This is a genomic window from Streptomyces anthophorae (assembly GCF_049310305.1).
Lineage (GTDB): Bacteria > Actinomycetota > Actinomycetes > Streptomycetales > Streptomycetaceae > Streptomyces.
This window is the reverse complement of sequence record NZ_JBLWQQ010000001.1, coordinates 4,212,098-4,226,802: the sequence shown is the minus strand read 5'-3', so window position 1 is coordinate 4,226,802 and position 14,705 is coordinate 4,212,098. Positions and strand designations below refer to the sequence as shown.

The 14,705-nt window shown below is 71.8% G+C and carries 14 protein-coding genes, 1 tRNA gene and 1 pseudogene; 10 read left to right on the top strand and 6 right to left on the bottom strand.

Annotated features, from left to right (window positions below; all coding sequences use genetic code 11):
- Position 1: 1 nt before the first annotated feature.
- From ACNYS0_RS18965 to ACNYS0_RS18945, 5 genes and pseudogenes are all read left to right on the top strand, one after another.
- Positions 2–406: a PPOX class F420-dependent oxidoreductase gene (locus ACNYS0_RS18965; RefSeq protein ID WP_422475159.1), complete on the top strand. Its 405-nt coding sequence runs from the start codon at positions 2–4 to the stop codon at positions 404–406.
- Positions 403–727, top strand: a pseudogene (locus ACNYS0_RS18960) (pyridoxamine 5'-phosphate oxidase family protein). The gene ACNYS0_RS18965 and the pseudogene ACNYS0_RS18960 overlap by 4 nt, the downstream one beginning before the upstream one ends.
- Positions 728–883: 156 nt before the next feature.
- Positions 884–2,281: a cysteine--tRNA ligase gene (gene cysS, locus ACNYS0_RS18955; protein WP_422475157.1), complete on the top strand. Its 1,398-nt coding sequence runs from the start codon at positions 884–886 to the stop codon at positions 2,279–2,281.
- A 101-nt stretch (positions 2,282–2,382) separates the two neighbouring features.
- Positions 2,383–3,333 carry a 23S rRNA (guanosine(2251)-2'-O)-methyltransferase RlmB gene (gene rlmB, locus ACNYS0_RS18950; protein WP_422475155.1) on the top strand — a complete coding sequence of 317 codons (951 nt, stop codon included), beginning with the start codon at positions 2,383–2,385 and terminating at the stop codon, positions 3,331–3,333.
- Positions 3,334–3,432: 99 nt separating this feature from the next.
- The gene (locus ACNYS0_RS18945; RefSeq protein ID WP_422482722.1) at positions 3,433–5,079 is read left to right on the top strand and encodes a DoxX family protein; all 1,647 of its coding nucleotides are present in this window, start codon (positions 3,433–3,435) and stop codon (positions 5,077–5,079) included.
- Between the two features lie 77 nt (positions 5,080–5,156).
- On the opposite strand, the gene ACNYS0_RS18940 is transcribed toward ACNYS0_RS18945, so the two are convergent.
- The 3 genes from ACNYS0_RS18940 to ACNYS0_RS18930 form a co-directional block, all read right to left on the bottom strand.
- The gene (locus ACNYS0_RS18940; RefSeq protein WP_422475153.1) at positions 5,157–5,912 is read right to left on the bottom strand and encodes a nucleotidyltransferase family protein; all 756 of its coding nucleotides are present in this window, start codon (positions 5,910–5,912) and stop codon (positions 5,157–5,159) included.
- A 98-nt stretch (positions 5,913–6,010) separates the two neighbouring features.
- Positions 6,011–6,469, bottom strand: a complete 459-nt coding sequence (locus tag ACNYS0_RS18935) for a hypothetical protein (RefSeq protein WP_399234097.1) — start codon at positions 6,467–6,469, stop codon at positions 6,011–6,013.
- A 215-nt stretch (positions 6,470–6,684) separates the two neighbouring features.
- The gene (locus tag ACNYS0_RS18930) at positions 6,685–7,821 is read right to left on the bottom strand and encodes an ABC transporter ATP-binding protein (protein ID WP_422408629.1); all 1,137 of its coding nucleotides are present in this window, start codon (positions 7,819–7,821) and stop codon (positions 6,685–6,687) included.
- Positions 7,822–8,050: 229 nt separating this feature from the next.
- Between ACNYS0_RS18930 and ACNYS0_RS18925 the strand changes: the two genes are divergently transcribed.
- Together ACNYS0_RS18925 and ACNYS0_RS18920 are read left to right on the top strand one after the other, a co-directional pair.
- A tRNA-Thr gene (locus ACNYS0_RS18925) sits at positions 8,051–8,124 on the top strand.
- 72 nt (positions 8,125–8,196) lie between these two features.
- Positions 8,197–8,481, top strand: coding sequence for a hypothetical protein (locus ACNYS0_RS18920; RefSeq protein WP_422475151.1), 285 nt, complete (start codon positions 8,197–8,199; stop codon positions 8,479–8,481).
- Here the strand turns inward: ACNYS0_RS18920 and ACNYS0_RS18915 are convergent.
- Complete coding sequence (locus ACNYS0_RS18915) at positions 8,478–9,908, bottom strand: NAD(P)/FAD-dependent oxidoreductase (RefSeq protein ID WP_422475149.1); 1,431 nt, start codon at positions 9,906–9,908, stop codon at positions 8,478–8,480. The two genes, ACNYS0_RS18920 and ACNYS0_RS18915, sit on opposite strands and share 4 nt — an antisense overlap.
- Before the next feature lie 78 nt (positions 9,909–9,986).
- Between ACNYS0_RS18915 and ACNYS0_RS18910 the strand changes: the two genes are divergently transcribed.
- From ACNYS0_RS18910 to ACNYS0_RS18900, 3 genes are all read left to right on the top strand, one after another.
- Positions 9,987–10,874 (top strand): aminoglycoside phosphotransferase family protein, encoded by an 888-nt coding sequence (locus ACNYS0_RS18910; RefSeq protein WP_422475147.1) that lies wholly within the window; start codon positions 9,987–9,989, stop codon positions 10,872–10,874.
- A 61-nt stretch (positions 10,875–10,935) separates the two neighbouring features.
- Positions 10,936–11,412 (top strand): GNAT family N-acetyltransferase, encoded by a 477-nt coding sequence (locus ACNYS0_RS18905; protein ID WP_422408633.1) that lies wholly within the window; start codon positions 10,936–10,938, stop codon positions 11,410–11,412.
- A 38-nt stretch (positions 11,413–11,450) separates the two neighbouring features.
- Positions 11,451–12,368, top strand: a complete 918-nt coding sequence (locus tag ACNYS0_RS18900; protein WP_422475145.1) for a bifunctional helix-turn-helix transcriptional regulator/GNAT family N-acetyltransferase — start codon at positions 11,451–11,453, stop codon at positions 12,366–12,368.
- A 7-nt stretch (positions 12,369–12,375) separates the two neighbouring features.
- Here ACNYS0_RS18900 and ACNYS0_RS18895 read toward each other — a convergent pair whose 3' ends face one another.
- Together ACNYS0_RS18895 and ACNYS0_RS18890 are read right to left on the bottom strand one after the other, a co-directional pair.
- Positions 12,376–13,383, bottom strand: coding sequence for a zinc-binding dehydrogenase (locus ACNYS0_RS18895; protein WP_422475143.1), 1,008 nt, complete (start codon positions 13,381–13,383; stop codon positions 12,376–12,378).
- Positions 13,384–13,452: 69 nt separating this feature from the next.
- On the bottom strand, positions 13,453–14,637 hold the full coding sequence (locus ACNYS0_RS18890) for an NAD(P)-binding protein (RefSeq protein ID WP_422475141.1): 1,185 nt from the start codon (positions 14,635–14,637) through the stop codon (positions 13,453–13,455).
- Between the last annotated feature and the right edge of the window lie 68 nt (positions 14,638–14,705).

Below are 14,705 nucleotides of genomic sequence, written 5' to 3'. Positions count from 1 at the left end.
CATGTCAGCCCAGCTGTCCGACGAGCTCAAGGCACTGCTCGACAGCAAGGTCTTCATCGCTGTCGCGACCATCCAGCCCGACGGGAGCCCTCAGGTGTCCCCGGTGTGGGCGAAGCGGGACGGTGACGACGTCCTGTTCTCCACGACCGTCGACCGCCGCAAGACGAAGAACCTGCGGGCGGATCCGCGGGTGACGGTGATGGTGCAGCCGGCCGACAACCCGTACGCGTACGCCGAGATCCGCGGCACCGCCGAGATCACGACGGAGGGCGGCCAGGACCTCATCGACGAGCTGTCCCTGAAGTACACGGGCAAGAAGTACGCCGACTTCAACCCGTCGTCGGGCCAGGACGCCGAACGGGTGGTGGTCCGGGTGCGGGCGCGGAAGGTCGTCGGGCGGGTCTGAACGCTGCTCGACAGCAAGGCCCGCGGGCGGAGCCCGCTGAAGGATGCAGCATCGCTGTCGCGACCATCCAGCCCGACGGGAGCCCCCAGGTCTCCCCGGTGTGGGCGAAGCGGGACGGTGACGACGTCCTGTTCTCCACGACCGTCGACCGCCGCAAGACGAAGAACCTGCGGGCGGATCCGCGGGTGACGGTGGGTGACGGTGATGGTGCAGCCGGCCGACAACCCGTACGCGTACGCCGACTTCAACCCGTCGTCGGGCCAGGACGCCGAACGGGTGGTCGTCCGGGTGCGGGCGCGGAAGGTCGTCGGGCGGGTCTGACCATTTCAAGCCCCGCCGGCGATTGAGGCGCGGGGCCCGGGGCGGAGCCCCGCGACCGCACCCCCGTGGGGGCCGCCGGGGGCGCAGGCCCCGCCCGACAACCCGGTATGAGGCCGGAGGCCCATGGCACACCTTCCGGCCTACTACCCTGGAGGGGTGACTATTCGCCTGTACGACACCAGCGCCCGGCAGATCCGTGACTTCACCCCGCTCATTCCGGGCTGTGTCTCGATCTACCTGTGTGGCGCCACGGTCCAGGCGGCCCCGCACATCGGGCACATCCGGTCAGGGCTCAATTTCGACATCATGCGCCGCTGGTTCTCGTACCGCGGCTACGACGTCACGTTCGTGCGCAATGTGACGGACATCGACGACAAGATCATCACGAAGGCCGGGGAGCAGAACCGGCCCTGGTGGTCGATCGGGTACGAGAACGAGCGGGCGTTCAACGACGCGTACACCGCGCTTGGTTGCCTGCCCCCGACCTACGAGCCGCGGGCCACCGGCCACGTGACCGAGATGGTCGAGATGATGCGCGGGCTCATCGAGCGCGGGCACGCGTACGAGGCCGACGGGAACGTGTACTTCGACGTCCGGTCGTTCCCCGGCTACCTGGAGCTGTCCAACCAGGAGCTCGACAACTTGCAGCAGCCGCCGGAGGCGGGCGTCACCGGCAAGCGCGACCCCCGCGACTTCGCCATGTGGAAGGCCGTCAAGCCCGGCGAGCCCAGCTGGGAGACGCCGTGGGGCCGGGGCCGCCCCGGCTGGCACCTGGAGTGCTCGGCGATGGCCCACAAGTACCTGGGCAGCGCCTTCGACATCCACGGCGGCGGGATCGACCTGATCTTCCCGCACCACGAGAACGAGATCGCGCAGGCCAAGGCCTTCGGCGACGACTTCGCGACCTACTGGGTGCACAACTCCTGGGTCACGATGTCCGGCGAGAAGATGTCGAAGTCCCTCGGGAACTCGGTCCTCGTCTCCGAGATGGTCAAGCACTGGCGGCCCATCGTCCTCCGCTACTACCTGGGCACCCCGCACTACCGCTCCACCATCGAGTACAGCGAGGACGCGCTGCGCGAGGCCGAGTCGGCGTTCGCGCGGATCGAGGGCTTCGTGCAGCGGGTGACCGAGCTGGCCGGCGGCACGGTCGCGCCCTCCGACGAGGTGCCGCCCGCCTTCGCCGACGCCATGGACGACGACCTCGGCGTCCCGCAGGCCCTCGCCATCGTGCACACCGCCGTACGGCAGGGGAACTCCGCCCTCGCCGCCGACGACAAGGAAGCCGCCGTCGCCCGCCTCGCCGAGGTGCGCGCCATGCTCGGCGTCCTCGGCCTCGACCCGCTCGACGAGCAGTGGGCCGGAGCGTCCGACAACGGCGGTGAGGACCTGCACGGCGTCGTCGACCACCTCGTCCGGCTCCTCCTGGAGCAGCGCGAGGCGGCCCGCGCCCGCAAGGACTGGGCCACCGCCGACGCCATCCGCGACCGGCTCAAGCAGTCCGGCCTGAGCATCGAGGACAGCCCTTCGGGGCCCCGCTGGACGCTCGGCTGACCCCGGCCGAGCAGCCGAATGTGCCGCCCGGCGCTCCGGGCGGCACACTTCATAGACGTACGCACACATCCGTAGACGCAGTCGTAAGAGACAGGTAGGTCATGGCCGCCAACAGCAACCGCCGCATGTCCGGCAAGAAGGGCGCGCAGGTAGGCAGCGGTGGCAACCGGCGCCGCGGCCTCGAGGGCAAGGGCCCCACGCCGCCCGCCGAGATGCGCAAGGGACACGCCAAGCAGCGCGCCGCCAACGCCAAGGCCAAGCGCGCCCAGAACCGCCCGACGAGCCGCACCGGCGGCCCGCGCGGCAAGTCCACCGCCGAGATGGTCGTCGGCCGCAACCCGGTCGTCGAGGCGCTGCGCGGCGGCGTCCCCGCCACGACCCTCTACGTGCAGCAGTTCATCGACAACGACGAGCGGGTCCGCGAGGCCCTCCAGGTCGCCGGTGAGCGCGGCGGGATCCACCTCATGGAGGCCCCGCGCCCCGAGCTGGACCGCATGACCAACGGCCTCAACCACCAGGGCCTCGTCCTCCAGGTCCCGCCGTACGAGTACGCGTTCCCCGAGGACCTCACCGCCGCCGCGTACGACGAGGGCCAGGACCCGCTGATCGTCGCGCTCGACGGGGTCACCGACCCGCGCAACCTCGGCGCCGTCGTCCGCTCCGTCTCCGCCTTCGGCGGCCACGGCGTCGTCGTGCCCGAGCGGCGCGCGGCCGGGATGACGGCCGGTGCGTGGAAGACGTCCGCCGGTACCGCGGCGCGCACGCCGGTCGCGCGCGCCACGAACCTGACCCGCGCCCTGGAGCAGTACAAGAAGGCGGGCATCGCCGTGGTCGGCCTCGCCGCCGACGGCGAGCACACCGTGGGTGACCTGGAGGCCCTCGGCGGCCCCGTCGTCATCGTCGTCGGCAGCGAGGGCAAGGGCCTGTCCCGCCTCGTCGGCGAGACCTGCGACTACCGCGTCCGCATCCCGATGCCGGGCGGCGCCGAGTCGCTCAACGCCGGCGTCGCCGCGGGCGTCGTCCTCTACGAGGCGGCCCGCCGCCGCGCCTGATCCGCCCCCGCAGTCCGGGCTCCGCGACCTTGACGGGGCCCGGACATTTCGGTGGGGTCGAGGCAGTGTCCTAAACACACATCACTCGGTTAGATGAGTGTGGACACCAGAACGCCCCGCACACCCTCGGGTGACCGCACGTCGGGATTCGACGAAGGTCCCGCGCTGAGCATGGTGAAGGTTCCGTGCGATCCGGCGCAGGTCATCGTCAACCACGCGAGTTTCCGCGTGCGGCTCCCCACGGCGCAGCAGTCGCAACTCCCGCGCATCTCACGGCACTTGAGCGCCACGGGCGTGGCCGGAGCCGACGCGGCGACCACCCGCATTCCCGTCATCACCGCCGCAGGGACGCCCGGCGCCAGGCGGCGCCGCCCCGTCGTCATGAACGGCGGAGACCTCGACACCAGCGGGCTCCTTCAGGGCGCACGCCGCTCCGGCGAACCGGACGACGGCGGCGCCACGCAGGTCATCCCGCGCGTGGACGAGCGCGACTTCGCCGACGACCTCGGCCTCTACCGCGACTCGCCCCCCGCCGAGTCCACCCAGGAGACGCCCACCGTCGGCCCCTGGCAGGGCGAGACGGACGAGCCCACGCGGATCCTGCCGCGCATGCGCCAGTCCGGCAGCGCCTTCGAGGAGACCGGCGAACTCGAACAAGTCCCTTACGGGGACGGCGAGTTCGACGTACGGATCGGCTCGCCCGACGGCGCCGACGGCGAGAGCACCGCCGCCCGCCGCTACGGACCCGTCCGGCACGCCTACTATCCGGGCCGCCGGATGAACCTCGGCGTCGTACTGCTCCCGCTGCGCGTCTTCCTCGGCTTCATCTCCATCTACGCCGGGATGGGCAAGCTCTGCGACCCCGTCTACTTCGACGGCGGAGAGCGCGGCTCGATGGTCAAGTGGCTGCACTCGCTGCACCCCTGGGCCCTCGCCGAACCGCTCCGCGACTGGGCGCTCCAGCACCCCGTCGGCGCCGGCCTCGTGATTGCCTTCCTCCAGGTCATCGTCGGTGTCCTCACGGTCCTCGGACTGTGGCAGCGGCTCGCCGCGAGCATCGGCGCGCTGCTCTCCGCGGCGCTGCTCGTGACCGTCAGCTGGAAGACCGTCCCCGCCTACGACGCGCCCGACATCATCTACCTCGCCGCCTGGTCCCCGCTGATCATCGCCGGTGCCCCCGTCTACTCCATCGACGGACGGCTCGCGGGTGGCGCCTGGCGGCGGCTCGGACCGCGCGCCGCACTGTGGGACCTGCGCAATTACGTACTGCGCCGCGGCACCGTCGTCGCGACCCTCGTCATCGGCGGCACGCTGCTCATCGGCTCCGTGCTCGGCGGCGCCGTCCGCGACGCCGACCGGGTCACCGCCCCGGGCCCCGGCGACGCGCCCCGCAACGAGGTGCCCGGCTCCCCGCTCCCCTCCGAGCCCGGCAGCCGCTCCCCGCAGCGCCAGCACACCAAGAGCCCGTCGGCCTCGTCCTCGAACGCGCCGACGCAGGGCACCACGGCGAGCCCGTCCGGTTCCCCCAGCTCGGCCGGCGCGACCGCGGGCGCGAGCGCCACGAGCGGCACCACGACGACGCCGACCCAGGGCACCACGGCGGGCCAGGCCCCGCCGCAGGAGTCGGCGCCGCAACAGCAGCAGCCGCCGTCGAGCAGCGGCGGCTCGCCGAGCTCGGGCGGCACCTCGTCCGGCGGCACGGACAGCAAGAAGCCGGGCCTGGTGGGCGGACTCCTGGGCGAGTAGCGCGCATCCTCCCCGTACGCCGCTGGGGCCCCGCACACATCACGTGCGGGGCCCCAGCGGCGTAACGGAAAGGGCTCTCAGCGCCCCTGCGCGGCGAGCTCCTTCGCGGCCTCCGTGAGGTCCTTCGCCGTGTCGATCGCCCGCCAGTACGCGCCCTGCGGCAACTGGAAGCCCGCAAGCCGCTTGGCGCGGGCAAGGCGCGGGAACGTGGCGCGCTCGTGGTCCCCGAGGTCCGGCAGCAGGGAGGCGAACCCGGCGGAGAAGACATACACGCCCGCGTTGATCAGATACGGGGACGGCGGCGCCTCGATGAAGTCGGTGATGTGGCCGAACGCGTCCGTCTCCACGGCGCCCCACGGGATCCGCGGGCGGGCGAGCGCGAGCGTCGCGGTCGCCTCCCGCTCATGGTGGAAGTCGGCCATCTCGCGCAGCGAGAACCGCGTCCAGATGTCGCCGTTCGTGGCGTACCAGGGCTGCTCCTGGTGAGGCAGGTGCGCGGCGGCGTACTTCAGACCGCCGCCGCGGCCCAGCGGCTCCTTCTCGACGACCGTGGTGACCCGCAGCGGCAACTCCGCCTGGTCGAGCCACTCCTGGAGCACTTCCGCGAGATGGCCGCAGGAGACGACGGCGTCGGTGACGCCCTCCTCGGCGAGCCAGGTCAGCTGATGGCCGATGATCGGCGTACCCGTACCGGGGATCTCCACCATCGGCTTGGGCCGGTCGTCGGTGTACGGGCGCAGCCGCGAGCCCTGACCGCCCGCGAGGACCACGGCCTGGGTGGGGCGGTGGGCATACGGATGCGGGCCGTGCGCGGACGGTTCAGCGGTCGTCATGACCGGAACTGTACGTGCGCACGACCCGCGGGGACGCCAGCGGCTCGGCGGTCGAGCGCGGCTCGGGACCGGTTCACGGCTCGGGGCCGGTCCGGTGCTCAGGCCCGGAAGCCGGCCACACCCGAGGCGAACGAGGTGTCGCAGACGGGACGGGCGAACGACTGCGCGCGCGCAGGTCCGTACGTCTCCACGGCGGCACGGCCGAGTGCCTTCGCGATCGCCATGCAGTGCCGGGCGAGCGAGGGGCGGCGGTCGATCTCCTGCTGGAGGTGGGTGAGTGCAACGCCGGGGTTGTCCTCCTGGAGTTCGAGGAGGAGGCGGTCGCGCAGCACGTCCTGGGGGGCGCGCGACTTCGCGCGCTTGGAGACGTCCTGTGAGGAGGCCGTGAGAACCGATTCCGAGGAACTCCCGGACCAGTTGACTCGGGTTACCGCGAGCGTCCCGGAGAGCACCAGCATCACCGGCAGGACGAAGGCGAGCGTACGGGCGGCGCGGCGGGCGGGGCCCCGGCCCCGGGCTCGGCGCGACTTCTGGGTGTAGTTGGCAGAGTGCGTCACGCGAGTGAGCGTAGCGCTCGGTGATGATTTGGCGACATTTGGTCACTCTGATGAGGGACGAGCAAAGGGGTTTTGTTGCATACGTGTTGACGAAGCAGGGCCAAATGCCCGAGTTGCCGGGGTATTTGTCGACAATGGCGAGGGCATGCGTGAGGGCCCCGCACCGAAGTGCGGGGCCCTCATGGCCGATTGCGCCGCCGTCAGCCGTGCGGCCGTCAGTCGGAGAGGCGCTCGCCCGTGGAGGTCGAGAACACGTGGGTCTCGCCGGCGCGCGGCACGACGTGCAGCTGGGCGCCCTTCTCGGGCACCTGGCGGCCGTTCACACGGACGACCAGGTCCTTGTGCTCGCCATTGACCTCTGCGGCGCCGTAGACGTAGCCGTCGGCGCCGAGCTCCTCGACCACGTTCACGGAGACCGCGAGGCCCGCCGGGGCGTCGGAGACGTCCTTGGCGAGGGACTTCACGGCGTCGCCGTTCGCCTCGACGATGTCGAAGTGCTCCGGGCGGACGCCGACGGTGACCGTGGTGTCGCCCTTGTCGGAGGCGGCCTTCAGCGCGTCACGGTTGACCGGGACGACCGAGTTGCCGAACTTCACGCCGCCGTCGGTGATCGGGACCTCGACCAGGTTCATGGCCGGGGAGCCGATGAAGCCGGCGACGAAGAGGTTGGCCGGGCGGTCGTACATGTTGCGCGGGGTGTCGACCTGCTGGAGCAGACCGTCCTTCAGCACGGCCACCCGGTCGCCCATCGTCATGGCCTCGACCTGGTCGTGGGTGACGTAGACGGTGGTGATGCCGAGGCGGCGCTGGAGCGACGCGATCTGCGTACGGGTGGAGACACGGAGCTTGGCGTCGAGGTTCGACAGCGGCTCGTCCATGAGGAACACCTGCGGCTCACGCACGATCGCGCGGCCCATCGCCACACGCTGGCGCTGACCACCGGAGAGCGCCTTCGGCTTGCGGTCCAGGTACTCCGTGAGGTCGAGGATCTTCGCGGCCTCTTCGACCTTGGTGCGGATCTCCGCCTTGTTCACGCCGGCGATCTTGAGCGCGAAGCCCATGTTGTCGGCGACGGACATGTGCGGGTAGAGCGCGTAGTTCTGGAACACCATGGCGATGTCCCGGTCCTTCGGCGGCAGGTGCGTGACGTCGCGCTCGCCGATGCGGATCGCACCGCCGTTGACGTCCTCGAGACCCGCGAGCATCCGCAGGGAGGTCGACTTTCCGCAGCCGGACGGGCCGACGAGGACGAGGAACTCGCCGTCCTCGATCTCGATGTCCAGGCCGTCGACCGCGGGCTTGGTGGACCCGGGATACACACGGGTCGCCTTGTCGAACGTGACAGAAGCCATGGCTGTGAAGCCCCCTTCACCGGCAGGAACGTGCCGGACGATCCGAGTAAAGGTGGTGGCCGTCGAGACACGGCTTGTGCCACGACGGTGAAGCACTGGTGTAGTCCACGCGAGTGAACTGCTCGGACTTTAAGCGGCGGGCGGTGGGTTTGTCAGTACCCCGGACCACGCGACCTTCGAGGAAATTTTCGAGGGACGCGCGGCTGACGTTGGTTACACTGCTCGGGCTGCCTCCTTAGCTCAGATGGCCAGAGCAACGCACTTGTAATGCGTAGGTCGTCGGTTCGAATCCGACAGGGGGCTCCGGAAAAGCCCAGGTCACGACCAGTGAACCTGGGTTTTTTTGTCCGTGACGTCCTCGGGGGAGATCACCGTATGAAGCGCGTTCTGGCCGCTCTTGTCACTGTTTCCGTGCTTGCCGTGCCGTTGGCCGGGTGCAGCAGCTCGTCGAAGAGTGTCAGCGGGACCGTCGTCAGCAAGGACACGGACCGGGAGTGCAAGACGAAGAAGAAGGGCTCGAAGCGGACCCGCAGCTGTCACACCGAGTACGAGCTGCAGGTCCGCACGAAGAGCGGGGACCGGGAAGAGGTCGACGTCAGTCTCGGCGACTACAACCAGTGTGCCCAGGACGACCGGTACCCCAAGTGCACGCGGAGCTAGCGGCCCGCGATCTTGTCCGCCCACTTCGCGAGGCGTGACGAATCGGACGAGTGGGTGGTCAGCTCGCGGCGGTCGGCCGCGTAGTACGTGGCGTACATGCCGTGGACGCCCAGCCAGCGCAGGGGTTCCGGTTCCCACTTGCGGACCTTGTGGTTGGCCCAGGGGAGCGTGGTGAGGTCGGTGGGTCCTGACTGGCCGGAGTCCTGTTGGACGAGGTCGCGCAGCGTGCGGGCGGCCAGGTTCGTCGTGGCGACGCCCGAGCCGACGTAGCCGCCCGCCCAGCCGAGGCCCGTCGAGCGGTCCAGGGTGACGGTGGCGCACCAGTCGCGGGGGACGCCGAGGACGCCGGACCAGGCGTGGTCGATCCCGATGCCGGTGAGCTGGGGGAAGAAGCGGGTCAGGATCTCGTACAGCGCCTCGATGGTCTTGGGCTGGGTGCGGCCGTCGTTGTCCGTGCGGGAGGCGTAGCGGTAGGGGACGCCGCGGCCGCCGAGGGCGATGCGGTCGTCCGCCGTGCGCTGGGCGTACATGTAGGCGTGGGCCATGTCGCCGAGGGTTTCGCGGCCCTCCCAGCCGATCGACTCCCACTGCGAGGCCGACAACGGCTCTGTCGCGATCATCGAGGAGTTCATGGGGAGCCAGGTGCGGCGCTGGCCCTTGAGGGAGGCGGTGAAGCCCTCCGTGCAGCGCAGGATGTAGGGGGCGCGGACCGTGCCGTAGGGCGTGATCGCGTGTTTGGGCCTGATCTCCGTGACGGGCGTTGATTCGTGGATCGTCACGCCCAGGGACTCGACCGCCGCCGCCAGGCCCTTGAGGAGTTTCACGGGGTGCAGGCGGGCGCCGTGCGGGGTCCAGGTGGATCCGACGGCGCCGGCGACGCGGATGCGGTCCGCCGTCTCGCGGGCGCCGTGCAGGGTGCGGTCCTTCTCGCCGTAGGTGAGTTCCGTTTCGTGGAAGGCCTTGAGGCGTGCCAACTGGGCGGGGGTGTAGGCGACTTCGAGTACGCCGCCGTGGTGGATGTCGGCGTCGATCGATTCGGTGCGGGCGACGTCGATGACCTCGGTGACGGTCTCGTTCATGGCCTGCTGGAGGCGGACCGCTCCGTCGTGGCCGTGGAGTTTGGCGTAGCGGTCGCGGCCCGCGATGCCGTTGTAGAGCCAGCCGCCGTTGCGCCCGGAGGCTCCGTAGCCGCAGAACTTCTGTTCAAGGACCGTGATGCGCAGGAACGGGGCGGCCTTCTTCAGGTAGTACGCGGTCCACAGGCCCGTGTAGCCGCCGCCGACGATGACGACGTCGGCGTTCGCGTCGCCGGGCAGGGGGTCGCGGGTGAGCGGGATGCCGTCGTCCGCGTACCAGAACGATATGCCGCCGTTGATCGTGCCGGTGGTGTCGCGGGGGCCACCGGGGCCGCTGATGCCGTTGCTCATGGCGCGGGACGTTACTGGGCGGCGGCGAAATGCGGGAGGGGGAGGTCCGAGAGCCGGTGACGACCTAGGGTCGGCCATGTGATCGACGTACCCGTAGGCCTTGTTGAGTCGCAGTACGCGTACGCGGGGGAGGCGGGTCGCGCGTTCGTCGCGGCGTTGCCCGCGCGCGTGGAGGAGTTCCTGGAACGCTGGGAGCTGACGGTCGACGGGCCGCTGATGCACGGGATGGCCGCGCTCGTCGTGCCCGTGGTGGGCGAGGGGCGGCCCGCGGCCCTCAAGTTCCAGGTGCTCGACGAGGAGACCGAGGGCGAGCCGGTCGCGCTGCGGGCCTGGGACGGCGACGGCGCCGTGCGGCTCCTCGCGCACGACGGCGGGACGGGCACGATGCTGCTCGAACGGCTCGACTCCGCCCGGATGCTGAGCGTCGTGGAGGACTCCCGCAAGGCCGTCCTGGTGATCGCCGAGCTGCTGGCACGGCTGACGGCGGGGCCCGCCCCGGAGGGCATGCGGCGGCTCTCCGACATCGCGGCGGGGATGCTCGCGGACGCCCCGGAGGCGCTCGGCCGGGTGGCCGACCCGGCCGAGCGCGCGCTGCTCGCCGACTGCGCGGCGGCGGTGCGGGAGGTCGCGGACGAGGCCGGGGACCGGCTGCTGCACTGGGACCTGCACTTCGACAACGTGCTGGCCGCCGAGCGCGAACCGTGGCTCGCGATCGACCCGAAGCCGCTTGCCGGCGACCCCGGCTTCGACCTGTGGCCCGCGCTGAACAACCGCTTCGAGCCGGAGGAGACGGTGTGGCGGTTCGATGCGATGAGCGGGGCCCTCGGGCTCGACCGTGAGCGGGCGCGCGCGTGGACGCTCGGCCGGGTGCTCCAGAACGCGCTGTGGGACATCGAGGACGGGCGGGAGCTCGGCGCGGTGGACCTGGAGATCGCGCGGCGGCTGCGCGGGCACGTCGCCGAGTAGCGCCGTCTCAGCGGTCAGTCCCGGGCGGTCGGATGTCGGTGGTGCCGATTAGTCTTCCGCCATGATTCGTACCGCCACCCCGGCCGACGTCCCCGTCATCCATGCCATGGTCCGCGAGCTCGCCGAGTACGAGAAGGCGCTGCACGAGGCGCGGGCGAGCGAGGAGCAGCTGCGCGAGGCGCTGTTCGGCGAGCGCCCGGCGGCGTACGCGCACATCGCCGAGGACGCGGAGACCGGCGAGCCGGTGGGCTTCGCGCTGTGGTTCCTGAACTTCTCGACGTGGCGCGGTGTGCACGGCATCTACCTGGAGGACCTGTACGTGCGCCCCTCGGCGCGCGGCGGCGGCCACGGGAAGGCGCTGCTCACGGAGCTGGCGCGGGTCTGTGTGGAGCGCGGCTACGAGCGCCTGGAGTGGTCGGTCCTCAACTGGAACACGCCGTCCATCGAGTTCTACGAGGCGATGGGCGCGCGGCCGCAGGACGAGTGGACGGTGTACCGGCTGACGGACGAGGCGCTGAAGGCCGTGGGCGCTGTCTAGGATGGCGTGCTCACGCATTCTCTGACTAAAGTCAGAGAATGCGTGAGGGTGAGGACGGCGGCGTCGGCGACGTCGCGCGGGTACGGCGGTTCAACCGTGTGGTCGGTGAGCGCATCGGCGTGCTCCAGGATCGGTTCCACGGCACCAAGCGGCCCTACGGGCAGGCCCGGCTGCTGTGGGAGATCGGCGAGGCCGGGGCCCCGCTCGATGTGCGCGGGCTGCGGGAGCGGCTCGGGCTCGACTCCGGGTACGTCAGCCGGCTGCTGCGCGCTCTGGAGGCGGACGGCCTCGTGGCGGTGGAACCGCTGGAGAGCGACCGCCGGGTGCGCACCGCGCGGCTCACGGAGCGGGGGCGCGCCGAGTGGGCCGTCCTCGACCGGCGCAGCGACGAGGCCGCGGGCTCGCTGCTCGCCCCGCTGAGTCCGGCCCAGCGCGGCCGTCTGGTCGCCGCGATGGCCGAGGTGGACCGGCTGCTCACGGCCGGCACGGTCACGCTTGACGAGGTCGCGCCCGACCACCCCGACGCCGAGCTGTGCCTGCGCGGCTACTTCGCCGAGCTTCAGGAACGGTTCGACACGGGCTTCGACCCGGAGCGCAGCCTCCTGCCCGACGCCGGTGAACTCCGGCCGCCGCGCGGCCGGTTCCTCGTGGCGCGGCTGCACGGGGAGCCGGTCGGCTGCGCCGGGCTCAAGCTGCCGCCGGGCGGCGCCGCCGAGGTGAAGCGCATGTGGGTGGCGCCGCGCGTCAGGGGCCTCGGCCTCGCCCGCCGCTTCCTGGCGGAGATGGAGGAACGGGCCGCCCGGCACGGCGCCGAACTGCTGCGCCTCGACACCAACAAGGCGTTGCCGGAGGCCATCGGGCTGTACCGCGCGTACGGCTTCGAGGAGGTCGCGGCCTTTAACGACGAGCCGTACGCGCACCATTGGTTCGAGAAGCGGCTGAGCCCGGCTTCCTAGAAGCGGCTCACGGCTCCAGAACCACCTTGCCCGTCGTGCCGCGAGTCTCCAGGGCGCGGTGCGCGGCGGCGGCCTCGGTGAGCGGGAAGCGGTGCACGGCAGGGGTGAGGACGCCGCGGGCCGCGTGGTCGAGGGCGGCGAGTTCGAGAGTGCGCATCGGGTTGGCGCCGCCCGCCTTGCGCATCATCGGCGGGCCGAGGACCTGCTCCTGGGTGAGGCCGCGGCGGGCGAGTTCGGCCTCGTCGAGCAGGTGCGGGCCCTCGTCGGCGCCGATGCCCTGGGCGGACCAGCCGAAGATCAGGTGGTGGCCGCCGGGGCCGAGGAGGTCGAGGGCGCGTGCGGTCGTCGGGCCGCCGACCCCGTCGAAGAGGACGGTGGCGTCCCGGCCGCCGAGGAACTCCCGGGCCTTTTCCGCCCAGTCGGGGTCGTTGTAGTCGAGGGCGAGGTCGGCGCCGTTCTTCTCGACGGCGGCCGTCTTCGCCGGGCCGCCCGCGAGGCCGATCACGGTGCCTCCCGCGTGCTTCACGTACTGCACGAGGAGCGTGCCGATGCCGCCCGCGGCGGCGGGGATCAGGGCGACCGTGTCGGGGGTGACGGTGGTGAAGTTCAGGATGCCGAGCGTCGTGCGGCCCGTGCCGATCATGGCGACGGCGCCCGCCGGGTCCAGGCCCGCCGGGATCTCGTGGAGCCGGTCCGCGTCCGTGACGGCGAGCTCGGCGTAGCCGCCGGGGACCATGCCGAGGTGGGCGACGACCTTCTTGCCGAGCCAGGCGGGGTCGGTGTCCGGGCCGAGCGACTCGACGGTGCCGGCGATCTCGCGGCCCGGGATCGTGGGCAGCTCGGGAAGGGCCGGCAGCGGTCCCTGGACGCCGGAGCGGATCGCGGTGTCCAGCAGGTGCACGCCCGCGGCCGCGACCGCGATCCGCACCTGCCCGGGACCCGGTTCGGGGTCTTCGACCTTCTCGTACGTGAGGTTCTCTGCGGGTCCGAAGGCGTGCAGGCGGACGGCGTGCATGGGGGCTCCCGGTGGGCGATGCGCCGGTTACTGGCGGCGGTCTCCGCTGACGTGCGCCAGTCTTCGACCTCAAGCCCGGTTGAGGTCAAGGCCTCGGGTGAGGGCGGGCCGCCGCAGCGCCAGCGTCGTCGCCTCGATGGCGCTGGTGAAGGAGACCTCGGAGAGCACTCCGGGCGCCGCCACCATGTCGCCCGCCAGATAGACGCCCTCGCCGCGGTCGATCGCGGGGCGGTCGCGCCAGGTCGTGCCGGGGCGGTCGAGGGCTCCCGTGCGCCCCTGGGCGAGGGCGTCGCGGCGCCATGTCGTGCGCTCGCGCCAGCCGGGGAACGCGAGGTCGAGCAGGGCGTCGGCGCGCGCGGAACCGTCCGATTTGGACTCCTCGGGCGCGACCGGGACCTGCCCCTGGATCAGGCTCTCGCCGTGCGGGGCGAGGGACTTGTCCTGCGCGGTGAACCGTTCGATCCAGGCGGGGAAGTCGAGGCCCGACACCGCGAAGGCGTCGCCGCGGCGGCTGCGCACGGCCAGGTCGATCAGTGTCGTACGGCCGCTGTCCCAGGTCAGGGAGGGGTCCTTGAGAAGCCTGCGGGCCGCGTCGAGCGAGGTCGCGACGACGACGGGGGTGTCGGTGGGCACGGCGTCGATCCGGCTCAGGGTCTCCATGCGCACACCGAGGTTCCAGGCGCGGGACGCCATCCGGTCGACGACCGAGGACCAGCCGCCGACCGGGTAGTGGGCCTCGGGCGGCACCTTGGCGGTGCGGCGCAGGCGCTCCTGGACGAAGCGGGCCGAGAGCGATCCGGGGTCGTGGTGGAACAGGGCGACGGCCGTGTAGTGGGCGGCGGCGCGGGCCGTGTCGGGGCCGGCGACGCGGGTGGCCCAGGTGGTGAAGTCCTCGTCCACGGGCGCGCGTTCGGGCTTGTGGCGCAGGAGGCGGAGGAGGCCCGCGGGCGGGGTGCGGCGCAGCGCGCCGTCGCGGTGGAAGCGCAGCCGGGCGCCTTCGAGCGGCGGGATCGGGGCGAGCGGTCCGAGCAGCTCGCGCTGTCGCAGCCAGGTCCAGTGCGGGCCGCCGTCGTAGAGGGCGTGCGGGCCCTCGTGGGTGAGGTGGGGGCCCTCGGCGGTGCGGGCCCGGCCGCCCAGCGTGTGGTGCGCTTCGTGCAGGGTGACGCGCGCGCCCGCCTCCGCCGCGGTGATCGCGGCGGTGAGACCGGCGAGACCGCCGCCGATGACGGTGAGGGCGGGGGTGGGGTGACGCATGGGTGCTCCTGCGTGATCGGGGCGTACGGACGGCCTTCACCGATACGACGTCCGGGGCGGGCGCGGAT